Below are 15,476 nucleotides of genomic sequence, written 5' to 3'. Positions count from 1 at the left end.
GGCCAGGGTGTTTCGCTCGCGACTCGCCGGTGCCGCTAGAGCGTGGCGAGGCTTGGGCCCCGCCGCACGGGGCGCTGTGGATCGGCCATTTACCGCCCCCGTAGCTGGGCGATTTACTGCCCCCGTAGCTGGGCGATCTACCGCCCCCGCAACTGGGCGATCTACCGCCCCCGCAACTGGGCGATCTACCGCCCCCGCAACTGGGCGATCTACCGCCCCCGTAGCTGGGCGATCTACTGCCCCCGCAGTTGGGCCATTTACCGCCCCCGTAGCTGGGCGATCTACCGCCCCCGTAGCTGGGCTATTTACCGCCCCCGTAGCTGGGCGATCTACCGCCCCCGTAGCTGGGCGATCTACCGCCCCCGTAGCTGGGCGATCTACTGCCCCCGCAACTGGGCCTCCAACCGGCCCAGGCGCGGATCATCCGGGCGTACCTGCCTGAGGGTGGCCAGGGCGTCGAGCGCCTGGGGAATGCGCCCGGCCGTCGCGTACAGGTACACCAGCGCGTAGAGCAGGTCAGGGTCCCGAGGCGCCACCTCGAGACCCGTTTCTAGCGCGGCCATGGCCTCATCCTTGCGCCCCAGGCGGTCGAGCACCAGGCCGAGGTTGTAGTGGGTACGGACGTGGTCTGGACGCCACTGGGCGGACTTCTCGAGCCATTCGACCGACGCTTGCGTGCGTCCTTGTTCCGCCAGTGACAGGGCCAGCAGGTAGGCAAGGTGGCCGCGATCCGGCGTCGGCATGGCGTCCAGGGCCAGGCCATCGCGAAGCGTCTGTTCCGCTTGCTCGGTGTCGTCGGTGCGACTCAGCAGCGTTACCAGGTTGGCCCTGGCCGGCAGGAAGTAAGGGTCCATGACGAGGGCCTGGCGATACTGCTCGACGGCTTCGTCTTCCCGCGCTGTGCGTTCCAGCAGCACCGCCAGGTTGAGCCGGTTGCCCGGCAGGTCGGCGTTGTCCCGAAGCCTCTGCTCGTAGTCACGCCGGGCGGCGAGGAAGGTCTCGCGTTGGTCTTCTGGCATGACCATCAGAGACGTTCCGGCCAGCGCCTTCACCGCCTCATCGCGTACCGCCAGGCGCGGGTCCTCGACCAGCGGCAGCAGGCGCTCGACACGTGCGCCTTCCGGGGCCTGGGCGAAGACCGGCGCCGCGGCCGCCCGGACCCGAGCCGATTCATCGTGCAAGGCGTCCTCCAGGGTCGGCAAGGCGGCGGTGCCATAGCTGGCCAGTTCATCCACGGCGGTGGCGCGAACGATGTCGGGCCTGGCGGCATCGGTGGCGATCTCGATCAGCCCCTCCAGGGCGGCGGGATCCCCCTGGCGCGCCGCCTGGAAGGTGACCCCGAAGTGTGGCGAGCGCTCTCCGGCGGCTTCCTGGTTGGCCCGGGACAGCTCGCCGAACCACTGATTGACGGTCGCCGCGTGGTGCTCGTCGCTGTCGTTCTGGTGACAGCTTGCGCAGGCATTTGGGCTGCCCGTGGCGGCGCTGAGATCCGGGCGCGGCACGCGGAAGCTATGGTCCCGCCGTGGGTCGACCTGCATGTAGGTGGTTTCGGGCATATGGCAGCTGACGCACTGGGCGCCTTCGCTGTCAGGCGCATGATGGTGATGTTCGACGCTATCGTAGTTCGCCGGCGTGATGCCGGGAAAACGGCTCGGTGGTGCCGGGTTATGGCACTGGGTGCATAGGCCGTTGCCCTGAATCTTGACCCGGGCGCTGTGCGGGTCGTGGCAGTCGGTGCACGTCACGCCGTTTTGATACATGGCGCTTTGAGTGAAGGAGCCATAGACGTAGACCTCGCCCTGGATCTGACCGTCGGCGTGGTAGAGCCCTTCGCTCAGCGGGCTGGCCAGGGCCACATCGGTCAGCGGCTGGCCGTGACTCGGCCCGGCCCCGAGCATCTGGCGACGGCTGTGGCAGGTGGCGCACTGCTCGACCAGTTCTGGACCGTTCATGGCGCCCAGGTCCAGGGGCAGACCCATATCGGTTGCGCCGATGTCGTGGAGCTCGACGGAGGGGGCCATTTTTTCGTACGCGCCTGGCTGATCCACATTGGGGGGCTCGTCAGGGGCGTTCGCCGGTGTGGTGGCGCTGGCATAGCCGTCGCCGTCCAGGCTCTCGGCCCAGTCGAGGTGGCGTTGACTGGGGCCGTGGCAGCTCTGGCAGCCGACGCTCTGCTCGTGCCAGGTGGTGGCGAAGGTGTCTGTTTCGGCCTCGTAGCCCTTGTCCAGGTTGGTCGAGTGGCAGTCGGCACACATCGCGTTCCAGTTCTGGTAGCGGCCGGTGTAGTGCAGCGGATCGTCCGGGGCAAAGGCTTCTCCCGGGTAAAGCGAGAACCAGCGTTGTCCACCGTCGTCGGCCGGGCGCGAGTCCCAGGCGATGGTAAGGGCCTGCAGGCGTCCTCCTGGCATGGCCACCAGATACTGCTGGAGAGGACGTACGCCGAAGGTATAGGCGATCTCCATGCGGCGAGCGGGGTCATCCGGGCCCTGGACCGTGGCGATGAAGGTGTCGCCGTCACGGTCGAAACGGGCCTTGACGTCACCGTCCGCGAAGACGGCGTCATCGAAGTTGCCAAGGACGTTGTCGGGGGTCGCGTCGCGCATGGCCCAGCCATGATCCGAATCCTGCCAGGCACTGGCTTCGGTCTGGTGACAGCTTACGCAACTGCCATCAGGCGCGTAGCCCCTGGCATCGTCGGCAAGCGCCGGTAGCGCGCCATGCGCCGCGTTCTGCGGCGTGATCCGGGGCGTTGCCGTGCCATCGCTGGCGCTGACGGTGGGGGCACCCAGGAGCGCCAACAACGCCAATCCGAGCGCCGTGGGAGCGGAGACTGATCGCCGCAGACGCACTCGCCAAGCCGTGAACGGGGAATCTTTCTGGGGGCGATTCAGACAACGCATGCAGGTTCCTTTGCCGATGAATCTGAGAGAACGGGTGTCGAGAAAAACGCGCCGGGCGAAGGCTCATAGCTTACCCAACTTGTGCGGATTGAGCGCGGGCAGCGTTGGGGGCGTGGTGGTGGTACGAAGGCTGCGATGATTCGGCAAGCGCCGGGCCAGCGAGTGCCAGACGCTGTCGATGGTCTGGCCAGCGTCACGAGTTGAGGTAGCGGTCGTGGTGGCAGCAGAGGCGTCGGTGCCAGCGCTATTGATGCCAGCGCTATTGGCGACAGGACTATCGATGCCAGGGCTATTGGCGACAGGACTATCGATGGCAGGGCTATCGATGCCAGGGCTATCGATGCCAGCGCTATTGGCGACAGGACTATCGATGCCAGGGCTATTGGCGACAGGACTATCGATGGCAGGGCTATTGGCGACAGGGCTATCGATGGCAGGGCTATCGATGGCAGGGCTATCGATGACCGAACCATCGGCGGCGGCAGAATGGCTTGGCCTCAGGGGAGCGTCGGGTGCCGGTGCCGCGGAATCGGCTGGATCGGCAGCGGACGAGGTGCCGTAGTGCAATCGACCCAGAGTCAGCAGCAGGCTGTCGATATCCGCCCGGTGCTCGGGCTGCAGCGATGCGGTGCTGGCCTGGAGGCGCTGCCAGGCCTGTCGCGCTGCGCCGATATCGCGTTGCTCGACGGCCCGTCGTAGCTGGCTCAGGGCGCTGCGTCCGCTGATGTCGTCGCGCCGACGCCGGGCGCGGCGCATGGTGTCGAGTCGCCGCTTGAGGGGGCGCCGTTGCCATGTCACCAGGGCGAGCGCCGCGACCAGCAGTAACGCCGCCCCAAGCCATGGCAGCAAACGGCGCGGCGATAGATCGGCGGCCGCGGCGGGTCCTTTGGCGGTCAGGCTAATCGCCGGCAGTTCGGCGTGCTCGAGGCCTTGCGTCGTCGGGTCGAACCAGTCGATGGCGATGGCCGGCAGGCTACCATCGACGGCGCCTTCGACCACGTAGGTCACCGATTCTTCGCGTCGGCCGCCGTTCTGGCTTTCTTCTATACGCGGCGTCTGAGGATAGACCCCGAGGCCCGGGGGGGATGCCTGAAGGGCGGCAGCATCGGTCAAGGCGGGTAGCAATACGGCGCTACCGCCCTCGAGGGTGGCCGTGACATGTCGCGTCACGCTGTCGCCGGGGGCGAGGGCGAGGCGTTGCGGCGATGAGGCGTCGGCCGGCGACTCGCCGGCGCTGTCGCTGTCGTCGGCGCTGTCGTCGGCGTTGTCGCTGTCGTCGGCGCTGTCGTCGGCGTTGTTCTGGCCGGCTGCGTCGTCGCCGGATGCCTCGGCATCCTTCGGTGATGGTTCGGCACGGACCACCTCGAGACGCTGCTCAAGGGTGATGTCGCTGGCGGCCACATAGGGCGTCAGGCCTCGGGCTGCCTCGGGAAGCGTAGCCGTCAGCGTCGCCGTCGGGACGGTAACGGGCGTGGTTAGCGGTGTCGATGTCTGTGGATCGACGTAGGTGACACGCAGCTCTCCGCCGAGGGTAAAACTGCCGGGGGCCAGCGGCGTCAGCCGATAGGCCCGGGTGACACCCGACCAGGTCTCACCGTCGATGCGTTGGGTGGCGGGGCCCGTCGAACGCTCGGGAAGGCTGACGCGAAGGTTGGCGCTATCCAGCGATGGAAACTCGACCGGCTCGGGCATGTAGGTTGGCACCAGGACGCGCAGTCGCAGGATCGCCGTTTCTCCAGGGGCAACGCTGTCCGGCGTGAGCTCCACGCTGACTCGGGGCGGTTCGGCCGCCATCGCGATGCTGGCGGCCAGGGCCGTGCCCAGCACCAGTCCCGCCTCCAGCCCCTTGATCAGTATGTTGCGCAGCCAGGCCGCCTCAAGGCGAGCACAGGCAGTGCTGATGCCGGTCCTGGACGTCAACCATCGTGGTCTCATTGATCATCCTCCCGGGCTTCGACGGCGAAGCGCTGGCGCAGAAAGTCGCCGGTGCTGGTATCGAGGGTCGACATCCACTGCTCGGCCGTGACGATGCCGTCGCCGTCCTCGGCCACCTGTCGCGTCTCTTCACCCCGCGCCGATTCATTGTCGAAGACGACGCCGTCGGCGCCTTCGCCGCGGTCCTCGCCGGTATCGGACTGTTCCCTGGCATCTTCTACATGGGTCAGGATGTCCTGCGCCAAGGCCAGGTTACGCTCGCCTTCGGGATAGTCCGGGTCGAGCTTGAGGACGCGTTCGAAGGCGTCGATGGCGGGGCGGTACTGGCGGTCTCGGATCAGCGCCAGGCCTTGGGTGAAGGCGGCATCGGGGTCGTCGAGGCCAGCCAGCATCTCGGCGGCGGCGCCGTACTGGCCATCCCGGAAGAGCGCATAGCCGCGCCAGGCGACGTTGTCGAAATGCTCGGCGGCGCGGCCGTAGTCGCGTCGCTCGATCCACCAGCGGCCCTGCTGGTCGGGGGTCAGAAAGGCGTTCGCCAGCCAACTCCGTACGGGCGAGCTCTCGCGGGTGACCGGTTCGGCGCGAGAGGACGTGGACTGGGCGTCGGCAGGGCCGGACGTCACGCCGGCGCCGAGTCCCAGTCCCGTCACGGCCAGGGCCATCATCCAGGGGCTGGCCAGGCGCCAGCCACGTCGGAACCAGAGTAAGGCGAGCAAGGCCGCGGGCCAGGCCAGCCATAGGCCGCGGTCTTCCCAGGCCAGGCTATCGTCGCCTAGCAGGGCGCGCCGGTAGGCCGCGGCGAAGATGCCTTCGAGGCGTCGGATATCGGCATCGTCCGCGGTGACCGTGACGCTGTCGGCATCGTCGACGTTGGCGATTCCCGGTGCCGCACCGGTGTCGGGTGTCATGGTCAGGAAGGCCAGGGTCGGCCCGGTGTCGCGTGCATTGAAGGCCGTGTCGCTCTGGGGCGAGAGGCCGTCGGTGACAAACAGGATGGCGCCTGAGGTGGGGGACTTGGCCAGCAGGGCCGTTGCCTTGTCGAGCGCCGATTCGGCAGCGTCGCCGATGACGTCGTTGGCTGGCGGCATGATGTCGCTGGTTAGCCCCGCCAGATAGGGCCCGATCAGTCCGGGATCGTCGGTCAGTGGCACCACCTGGTGGGCGCTGCCGGCGTAAGCTACCAAGGCCGTGGCGGCCCCGCTGCGACGGTCGAGAAGATCGCCGATCTTGTGCTTGGCGCGTTCCAGACGGCTCGGGGGGACATCCTTGGCATCCATCGACGGGGTCACTTCGAGGACGACCACCAAGGGGGCGGTCTGGGTCACGAGGGGGGTGGGCACACGGCTCCAGGTCGGGCCTGCCGCCGCCAACACCAATAGCACCAGCATCAGCGCCAGGGTGTCGATGGGTGCGAGCCAGCGACGCATGCTCGCACCGATACGCATGGCCCGCTCCAGATGAGGGGCGATATGGCGTGAGTCACTCTTCTCGTTGGTGGTGCGCCGCCGCCACCACCACAGCAGGGCAATGAGCGGCAGGCACAGGCACCACAGCGGACGCAGCAGATGAAAAGCGTCGAGGGTCTCGATCCAGGCGGTCATCGAACGCTTCTCCTGGGCGGCGTGGGGGGCGCTGTCGTGTTCGCACCGGGGTGGCGACTGCGCCAGGTGACGGCCAACAACAGACCCAGTGCCAGGACCACGGCGGCTCCCAGCGGCCAATGGGCGAGGGACTCGCGCTGTCGATAACTGAGGGACTCGGTCTTGCGCGGTGCCAGGTCATCGATCTGGTCGTAGACGGCGTCCAGGGCCTGTTGATCGGCGGCGGTAAAGAAGGCGCCATCGGTGGTGTTGGCAATCGCCTCGAGGGTCTCCACGTCGACGCGGTTCTCGCCGCTGCCCTGCGGGTCCCCCACCGCGATGGTGACGATGCGTACGCCACGGTCGGCGGCGATGCCCGCGGCGTTGATCGGGCTCATGCGGCTGCCGGTATCGGCGCCATCACTGAGCAGAATCAACAGGCGCTGCTCGATATCGCTGGCATCGAACTGACGAATGGCCAGGCCAATGGCATCGCCCAGTGCCGTGTGGGGGCCTGCCATGCCCACCTCGGTCTGCGCCAATAGCGCTTCCAGGGTGTCCAGATCTTCGGTGAGCGGCGCCTGGACGAAGGCCCGGGTGCCGAACACGATCAGCGCGAGACGCTCGCCTTCACGCTGCTTGAGGAAGTCGGCGATCACCGATTTCACGCCGGCCAGGCGCTGCTCGGGCTCGCTATCGGTGCCGGGAAAATCCTTCTCGTCCATGGAGCCGGAAATATCGACGGCCAGAATCAGGTCCCGGGCGGCGCTGTCTTGCGTAATGGGCTCGCTGACCCGCTGAGGGTGGGCTAGCGCGAGCACGATCAGCACCCATACCAGGGCGCCGGCGATGAGCAGGAGGCGCCGGCGGCGGGGGACCTCGGCGCCACTCGCCGCCTTGACGCCGGCGGCCTCCACCAGGCGCTGAAAGAACGGCAGGCGCAGGGCGATCAGGTGCTCGCGGTGGGCCGGCACCAGCCACAGCACCAGCAGGGGCAAGGGCACGAGCAGCAGGGCCAAAGGAAGGGCTAGCTCGATCATGCGTTGGCTCCCCGTGACGATGTCGGCCCCGGGTGGCGCTGAATCCAGTCCTTCACCAGGACCGCGAGATCAGTCACCGCGGTGGCCTCTGGGCTTCCCGAGTGATAGGGCGAGCCGACCAGCAGTTCGCCGAGGGGGCCGGTGAAACCTTTCTGGCGTGGCATTGGCACTTCGCTATCGAGAAAATGCCGCCAGGCATCGCCGTGAAGGCTCGCCACCCGGTGACGAGGATAGGCGACAAGGGCGGTACGCCGAAGAATCTCGGCGAGGGCGGTCACGCCGGCACCATTTCGCAGACAGGCATTGACCTCGGCGAGCGCCTGGCGGCGATAGGCCCTGGCGCGATATCGACGTCGGGCACGCAGGCCAAGCCACATGGCCAGCAACAGTAAGGCCAGGCCAAGCAGTGCCCAGCCCCAGGTCTGTGGCAGCCACGCAATGTCGGCCGGTGTCGGGGCCGGCGACATCTGGTCCAGCAGCTGGGCCAGGGTCGCGGGGGGAAGGCTTGCGTCATCGGCGGTTGGCGTTTGGGCCAGCGCAGCCGCGGCGTCACTACTCATGGGTGCCCCCCGGTTGGCGGCGGGGCGGCAGGCCGCGGCGGCGTCCCAGGCCCAATAGGCGGCGCAACTGATCGAGACTGTCTTCCCCTGCCGTCAGGGGCACCAGCGACAGCCCGAAGCGGCGCTGCCAGCCATCGAGAATGGCGCGGCGTTGGCTGGCGACGCTCTCCAGACCCTGGCGCACCGCCGCATCGGAGGTGTCCAGCGTGGCCTGCAGTCGACCATCGGAGACGATTCGGCGCAGGTCCTTGGGCAGGGTTTCACTGAGCGGATCGCTGACCGGTGCCAGCAGCACATCGTTGTGCCGCGATAGGCCGGCGAGCAGGCGCTCGCTGTGCGGGCCAATGACATCGAAGTCGCTGATCACGATGACGAGGTGATCGCGTCGAGCGAGCCGGGTCACTGCCGTCAGCACCGCATCGAGTGACGTCGGCGCCACTGGTTCGGCCTCGGCATGCAAGCGCTGATTGGCGTTCGCCAGCTGGGTCAGAAACCGCGTAAGGGTCGCTCGAGAGCGCTTGGGGCGAACCTCGGTGAGGCGCTCGTCCTCGACGATGATGGCGCCAATCCGATCGTTCTGGGCCAGCACCGCGTAGGCGATCAGCGCCGCCACTTCGGCGGCGGTCACGGATTTCATGGCGAGTCGAGAGCCGAAGAACATCGACATGCGCTGATCCACGACCACCAGCACCGGGCGATCACGCTCCTCGGTGAAGACGCGGACATGAGGCACCCCGGTGCGCGCGGTAACGCGCCAGTCGATGCTTCGGACATCGTCGGATGGCAGATAGCCGCGCAATTCCAGGAAGTCCAGGCCGCGCCCGCGCAGGCGTGAGCCGTGGCGGCCGTTGAGCACGCTTCTCGCTGGCTGGCGAGGCAGCAGGCGTAGCCGTTCGCCCTGGGCTTCCAGGCCGCGCAGGTGCGCAAGGTCGACGTGCACTCGAGTATCGCGAGTCCCCGAGGATGGCCCCGTGTCGGTGGTTCGCCTATGGGCAGTGAACAGGCGCATTGGACTCTCTCCTTAAGTCAGCGCGTAGAAGCCGGGGCGAGGGGCTGGGCGAGACGCCTCGGCGCACGCCGCTATCCGCCGTGGCCATTCGGGCGCCATGGCCATTCGGGCGCCATGGCCATTCGGGCGCCATGGCCATTCGGGTGCCATGGCCATTCGGGCGCCGTGGCCATTCGGGCGCTGACGCGGCCAAGTTTGGCCCGCCAACGACGGCGGTCTGCGGGCGCGACTCGGCGAGCCTGGATCCGTCGCCGGCAGGGCGCTGGCACAGCGGCGTCAGGGCAAGGCCACGCAGCGCAACAGTTCATCGACCACATCGTCGGCGCTGAGCCCTTCACCCTGGGCCTCGAAGGTCAGCCCAACGCGGTGGCGCAGGGCATCGTGGGCTATCGCCTGGACGTCTTCGGGGTCTACGTAATCGCGCCCGGCGAGCCAGGCATGAGCCCGTGAGCAGCGGTCGAGGGCGAGCGAGGCGCGGGGGCTGGCACCGAGTTCGAGCCAGCGGGACAGATCGTCTGACAGCGCTTCAGGTGCCCGGGTGGCGCAGACCAAATCGGCCATATAGCGCTCCATCGGCTCCGCCACGTGAAGCCCCGCGATCTCGCGCCGCGCCGCGAAGATGGCGCTCTGGGGAATCTGCACGGGGCTGGCTGCAGGCCTGTCGTCCTGAGCTTCGGCTTCCTCTTTGCGCACCAGTCGTATGACCTCGACCTCTTCTTCGACGCTCGGGTAGGTGATCACGACGTGCATCAGAAAGCGGTCCATCTGGGCTTCCGGCAGCGGATAGGTGCCTTCCTGCTCGATGGGGTTCTGGGTCGCCAACACCATGAACAGCTTCGGCATCTTGTGGGTGGTGCCGGCGACCGTCACCTGGTGCTCCTCCATCGCCTCGAGCAGCGCCGACTGGACCTTGGCCGGTGCGCGGTTGATCTCATCGGCCAGCACCAGGTTGGCGAACAGTGGTCCCGGATGGAAGCGAAACACCGAGCCTTCCTCGCCTTGGTGATAGACCTCGCTGCCAGTGACGTCCGAGGGCAATAGGTCCGGTGTGAACTGGATACGGCTGAAGTCGGCCTCCAGATGGCGTGACATGGCCTTGATGGCACGTGTCTTGGCCAGGCCAGGCAGGCCCTCGATCAACAGGTTGCCGCCGGCTAGCAGGCCGATCAGCAGGCGCCGAATGACCTCGCGCTGACCGATGATCGATTCGCCGATGGCGGCTTCAAGGGCCTGGATGTCATCGCGTACGCTCATGGCGCCTCCGGATAGAGCGTCAGCCAATCATTGGCCATGTCGATCAACTGCCAGCCCTTGGCGTCGGCCAGGTCCAGCCCCTGGTCGAGCCCGCCGATAGCGCTGTCGCGGTCGTAAGCCACTTCGCGCTCGCCGTCGGTATGGTGAACCAGCAGCCCGAGGTGCGGGCCATCGCCAGCCGTGGTCCAGGTCAGCATGGGTACGTCGCCGTCGGAATTGCCCACCGCGATCACGGGCCTTACGCCGATATGGCGCTCGATGGCGATCGGTTTGGCCGGGCCGTCGTCGTACCAGAGGGTGCCGGAACGCTTCATCATCACCGGCGTGTCGCCGTCGTCGGTCCACTCCACTTCGGCGGTGGAGCCGATGATGTTCTGCGGTGCGATGCCGTAGCTGTCGCTGGCGAAGGTGCGCATGAAGTGAAGCCCGCCACCAGACACGATATAGGTCTGATAGCCCTCATCGCGCAGATAGCTCAACAGCTCCAGCATCGGCTGGTAGACCATGTTGGTGTAGGCACGGCCGGTGGCGGGATGACGAGCATTCTCGAGCCAATCACGCACGTCGGCCTGGTAGTCGACGATGGAAATATCGCTGTGGGTGACCGACAGCAGTTCGTCGAGGCCCTGGGAGCCTCCGGCGAGCACCGTCTCGATATCGCCCTCGGCGGCGGCGCGTTTGAGGGGTGTATCGAGCGCTTCGTCGGGCGCTTCGGCGGTGCGGTCCAGTGTGTACTGCAGCTGGAAGTAGATCGGCTGTTCCGACCACAGGGTGCCGTCATTGTCGAACACCGCAATACGGGCCTCGCGGGGCACGAAGTCGTCGTGGCCGGGCGTCGTCGTGCTTTCCACGAAATCGATGATCGTGGACTTGTTGTCGCCCTGGTTCCAGGACGGCAAGGGGTCGGCCATTGCCAGGGGCGCCAACAGGCCCAGGCAGACAGACGTCAGCAGTAGGGGGGGAGTGGTCGCTTTCATCGACTCTTATCCTCGAAAGACACCGGTGGTGCGTCTCGTAGAAAGGGATAGAACAACGCAAAAGGCCGCTCCCGAGGGGAGCGGCCGATGCATCACCAGGCTTACTGAATGGTGGCAGGCTGCTGCAGCGTCTCCATGACCTGATCCAGGCTGAAGCTCGCGGCTTCCATGCGCGGCGGGAACTCCTTGAAGGTTTCCAGGAATCGCGCGACGTAGCTTTGCGCGGGGACCAGCAGGTAGGCATGGTCCAGCACCCAGTCATAGTAGGTGTTGGAGGTGATCTGGGCACGCTCGTAGGGATCGCGACGCAGGTTGAAGATCAGCGGCACGCGTAGCGGCGTGAAAGGGTTGGACCATACCAGCAGCGTGCCGGGCGCGCGCTGCTCCATGAAGACGAGCTTCCAGTCGTCATAGCGCAGCGCGGTCAGGTCGCCGTCATCCGAGAAGTAGAACACCTCGTGGCGCGGCGTCTCCTCGGTCTGGCCGGTCAGATAGCTCAAGAAATTGTAGCCATCCAGGTGCACGTTGTAGTCGCGGCCGATGGCTTCGACACCGCCCTCGAGCAGATCTTCCTTGATGGTGTCGTTGCCGGCGGCGGCGAGCAGCGTCGGCATCCAGTCCATGTGGTGCATGATCTGGTTGGAGATGCTGGCTTCCTCGATTTCACCCGGCCAGCGCACCATGGCCGGCACCCGCCAACCACCTTCCCAGTTGGTGTTCTTCTCACCGCGGAACGGCGTCATACCGGCGTCCGGCCAGCTGTTCATGTGCGGGCCGTTGTCGGTGGAGTAGAACACGATGGTGTTATCGGCGATGCCAAGTTCATCGAGCTTGTCGAGGAACTGGCCGACGTGCATGTCGTGCTCGACCATGCCATCGGCGTACTCGTTCTGGCCCGAAATGCCGCGCAGCTCGTCCTTGACGTGGGTACGGAAGTGCATGCGGGTGGCGTTCCACCATACGAACCAAGGCGTGCCTTCCGCCGTCTTGCGGTCGATGAAGTCCAGCGCCGCGGCGGAGGATTCCTCGTCGATGGTTTCCATGCGTTTCTTGGTCAGCGGGCCGGTATCCTCGATCTCACCGTCGGCGCTGGACTTGATCACGCCACGGGGGCCGTAGGCCTCCTGGAAGGTCCGACCGTCGGCCAGCACCATGTCACCCGGGTAGTCCTCGTTCTCGGGTTCTTCTTCAGCGTTCAGGTGATAGAGGTTGCCGAAGAATTCATCGAAGCCGTGGTTGGTCGGCAAGTGCTCATCGCGATCGCCCAAATGGTTCTTGCCGAATTGACCGGTGGCGTAGCCTTCCGCCTTGAGCAGGCCGGCGATGGTCGGGTCCTTCTCACTGATACCTTGCTCGGCACCTGGCATGCCGACCTTGGATAGACCGGTACGAAACACGCTCTGACCGGTGATGAACGATGAGCGACCCGCGGTGCAGGACTGCTCGCCGTAATAGTCGGTGAACATCATGCCTTCGTCGGCGATGCGGTCGATATTGGGCGTCTCGTAGCCGACCAGGCCGTGGGTGTAGGCAGAAATGTTCGACTGCCCGATATCGTCGCCCCACAGCACCAGAATGTTGGGCTTGTCGGTCTGCGGGTTGCCCTGAGCATTCTGACTGTCACCGGATGCAGCATTGGCGTTATCCGATGTGCTGGCAGTACCACTGCTGGTGCTGCTGCTCGAATCCTGAGCGAGCACCGGGGTCGATAACGCCAAGGCGAAGGTCGCCGCTACGCAGGCGGGCCATCTATAGGCGAATGCGGGGGAATGGGTGAGTTGTGGCACGCGAGCCTCCCTGACTAGTGCGAGTCAACCGAACATGAGCGATGAGGGAGGCGACTGGCCTCCTGACCAAGGAGTGTAGATTGAATCTATGCCGCAACAAGCGGATAGGCGGCAGATGAGGTCGTGTTTTTCCCCCGATTGTCGCTAAAAATTCAACCATGCCATTGTTTTTTAACATTTTATTGTAATGAGAACGAAAGAGAGAAAAAATTGTCACCTAACTCTTTTGCGCTGCCCGGTGCGGACGAGATTTCCCTCCATTGGTTGTCGGAGCAATCGGGTGCGTGAGCCACGGGGACATGGCGGCTGTGCTCGACTCAGTCGGGCAGACTGACAAGACGGCAGCCCGTCTCCTGGTCCAGCGCGGTGATGTCACCCCAGTGATGTAGGCAATGGAGGCGAAAGTGAACTCGATGGTGGATGGATGGGGGACCATGGTGGACCGGCGGGATATCGTCACCTGACTCAGGAGCGTTCTGACTTGATGCAGGGAAGACCTTGGCGTACCCGGTGACGGTGTTGCTTCGCATCGAAATCGCGGCATTGGAGTCACCAGCCCCTGCCAGACTGACACAGATGGCCGCTTGTGAAGCCAGAGGGGCGAGGGTGACGGGCCGGTTGGGTATCCGAACGTTGCTGTCGAATGCGGAGCGAGCCACTTCCCGCCGCAGGCGAATCACCTGCGGCAGGGACGAAGGGACGTTGGCGTTCGGGGCGGTAGAGCGCGTTGCCGCGGGCGCGTAGGCTTGCGCCAGGCGGTCGGTTCGCGGCACCGGTCGGCGGGCCCGATTTTAGTAGAGCGACTTCTGAGGCGGCCCGGCGAACTCGAGAGGCCCGACGCTCGTCATGTCGACCTCGACGACCGCCGGTCCGCGATAGGCTACCGCCTCGCCGATCACCGTCTCGAAGTCATCGCCATGGCGGATGCTCCAGGTGCTCATGCCAAGGGATTTGGCCAGCGCCTGGAAGTCGGGCGTATGCAAGTCGTTGTAGTACTGGCGACCCTCGAAGTACTTGTCCTGAATGCCGCGCATGACGCCGTAGCCCCCGTCGTTCATGACTACCAGGGTCATGTCGAGGTCTTCCTGAGCCAGCGTTGCCAGTTCGCCGATCATCAACATAAGGCCACCATCGCCCACGATGGTGACTACCTTGCGTCCCTCTGCGCCGATGGCGCAGCCGATGCCGGTGGCCAGACCCTGGCCGATGGCACCGGCCAAGGAATGGATGTTGGTCAGCGGACGCTGCGCCGGCAGCAGACGACTTCCCCAGGTACTTCCGGATACGGTGATATCGCGCACGAAGACCCCCTCCTCGGGCAGGGCGGTGCGGATGGCATCGCAGAGTCTCGCGTACTCGCCGACTTGTTTGCGCAGGGCCTTCTCGGCGTCTTGAACGGCGCGGGTGATGGCGTGATCGAAGTCGGCATCGGCAACGAATCTGCCCGTCAGGCGGTCGGCGAGGCGCGACAGCACGTCACCACACTCGGCGCAGAGAAAGGTGTCTGCCTGATAGTTGCGATTCGCTGCCGCGGGGTCGATGTCGATCTGCACCAGCGGGTGCGGGAATGTCAGGGAATAGGTGCGGGTTTCGTTGCTGCGCAGTCGCGAGCCGGCGACCAGCATCATGTCACTCTGGGCGTACAGTTCCTCGACCGCCGGGGCGCTGTGGAAGGCGCGCAGGCTGCGTGGATGCGAGTCCGGCAAGAGGCCACGTGCATGGGTGCTGGACACCACTGCAAGGCCAATATCGGCCAGGCGTCGAACGGCGTCTTGCGCCTCTAGACAGCCGCCGCCGACCCACAGCATGGGCCGCTTGGCCGCGAGCACCGCCTCGGCCAATGCGTCCACCTCGGCGTCGCTCACAGGCCTTGGCGTTGCCGGCTCGGTCGCGGCGATATCCACCCACGCCACCTGGCTGGCTTGTATATCGATAGGGATCTCGAGGCTCACCGGACCGCGTGGCAGCGTCATCGCATCGGCAATCGCGCGATGCAATAGGGGCACGACCTGCTCTGGGGTGCAGGCCCGGTAGGCGTGCTTGGAACAGGCCTTGAGAAAGCCCAGTTGATCGCGGGTTTCATGAATGAAGCCGGCGTCGCGATCCAGATAGGCCTTCTCGACCTGTCCGGTGATATGTAGCAGGGGGGTTCCTGCGTTGAGCGCCTCGAGCATGGCGCCGACTGCGTTGCCGGCGCCTGCACCGGTGCTGGTCAAGGCGACCCCGAGGCTTCCCAAGCGGGTATGGCCATCGGCCATGGTCACGGCGCCCGCTTCACCGCGGGCGGGCACGAAGCGAAGGCGTTGGCGTTGGCCGATCGCATCGGCGATCGGTAGGTTGTGGATCGATATCACGCCATACACGGCACGGACCGAGTAGGTTTCCAGGGTGCGGGCGACGGCTTCGCCGACGGTAATGGTGGTCATCTTGTTGT

Annotated in this window: 10 protein-coding genes; all 10 read right to left on the bottom strand. The window is 65.9% G+C overall.

Annotation, left to right across the window (positions count from 1 at the left end; all coding sequences use genetic code 11):
- Positions 1-377: 377 nt before the first annotated feature.
- A complete protein-coding gene (locus tag ACUN9Y_RS00475; protein WP_445458712.1) occupies positions 378-2,801 on the bottom strand; it encodes a tetratricopeptide repeat protein in 2,424 nt (807 codons plus the stop codon).
- A gap of 162 nt (positions 2,802-2,963) precedes the next feature.
- A complete protein-coding gene (locus tag ACUN9Y_RS00470) occupies positions 2,964-4,835 on the bottom strand; it encodes a hypothetical protein (RefSeq protein ID WP_445458711.1) in 1,872 nt (623 codons plus the stop codon).
- Positions 4,832-6,436: a VWA domain-containing protein gene (locus tag ACUN9Y_RS00465; RefSeq protein ID WP_445458710.1), complete on the bottom strand. Its 1,605-nt coding sequence runs from the start codon at positions 6,434-6,436 to the stop codon at positions 4,832-4,834. Before ACUN9Y_RS00465 ends, ACUN9Y_RS00470 begins: the two co-directional genes overlap by 4 nt.
- The gene (locus tag ACUN9Y_RS00460) at positions 6,433-7,455 is read right to left on the bottom strand and encodes a VWA domain-containing protein (RefSeq protein WP_445458709.1); all 1,023 of its coding nucleotides are present in this window, start codon (positions 7,453-7,455) and stop codon (positions 6,433-6,435) included. Before ACUN9Y_RS00460 ends, ACUN9Y_RS00465 begins: the two co-directional genes overlap by 4 nt.
- Complete coding sequence (locus tag ACUN9Y_RS00455; protein ID WP_445458708.1) at positions 7,452-8,015, bottom strand: DUF4381 domain-containing protein; 564 nt, start codon at positions 8,013-8,015, stop codon at positions 7,452-7,454. Before ACUN9Y_RS00455 ends, ACUN9Y_RS00460 begins: the two co-directional genes overlap by 4 nt.
- A complete protein-coding gene (locus ACUN9Y_RS00450) occupies positions 8,008-9,024 on the bottom strand; it encodes a DUF58 domain-containing protein (protein WP_445458707.1) in 1,017 nt (338 codons plus the stop codon). The genes ACUN9Y_RS00455 and ACUN9Y_RS00450 overlap by 8 nt, the downstream gene beginning before the upstream one ends.
- Positions 9,025-9,300: 276 nt before the next feature.
- Entirely contained in the window at positions 9,301-10,278 is a 978-nt protein-coding gene (locus ACUN9Y_RS00445; RefSeq protein WP_445458706.1) for an AAA family ATPase, read from the bottom strand.
- A complete protein-coding gene (locus tag ACUN9Y_RS00440) occupies positions 10,275-11,255 on the bottom strand; it encodes an HAD family hydrolase (protein ID WP_445458705.1) in 981 nt (326 codons plus the stop codon). Before ACUN9Y_RS00440 ends, ACUN9Y_RS00445 begins: the two co-directional genes overlap by 4 nt.
- A gap of 101 nt (positions 11,256-11,356) precedes the next feature.
- Entirely contained in the window at positions 11,357-13,042 is a 1,686-nt protein-coding gene (locus ACUN9Y_RS00435; RefSeq protein ID WP_445458704.1) for an arylsulfatase, read from the bottom strand.
- A gap of 791 nt (positions 13,043-13,833) precedes the next feature.
- Positions 13,834-15,468 (bottom strand): thiamine pyrophosphate-binding protein, encoded by a 1,635-nt coding sequence (locus ACUN9Y_RS00430; protein ID WP_445458703.1) that lies wholly within the window; start codon positions 15,466-15,468, stop codon positions 13,834-13,836.
- Positions 15,469-15,476 lie beyond the last annotated feature (8 nt).

It is taken from the genome of Halomonas sp. V046, assembly GCF_052645355.1.
Note: the sequence above shows the minus strand (reverse complement) of the source record. Positions and strands in the feature narration are given on the sequence as shown.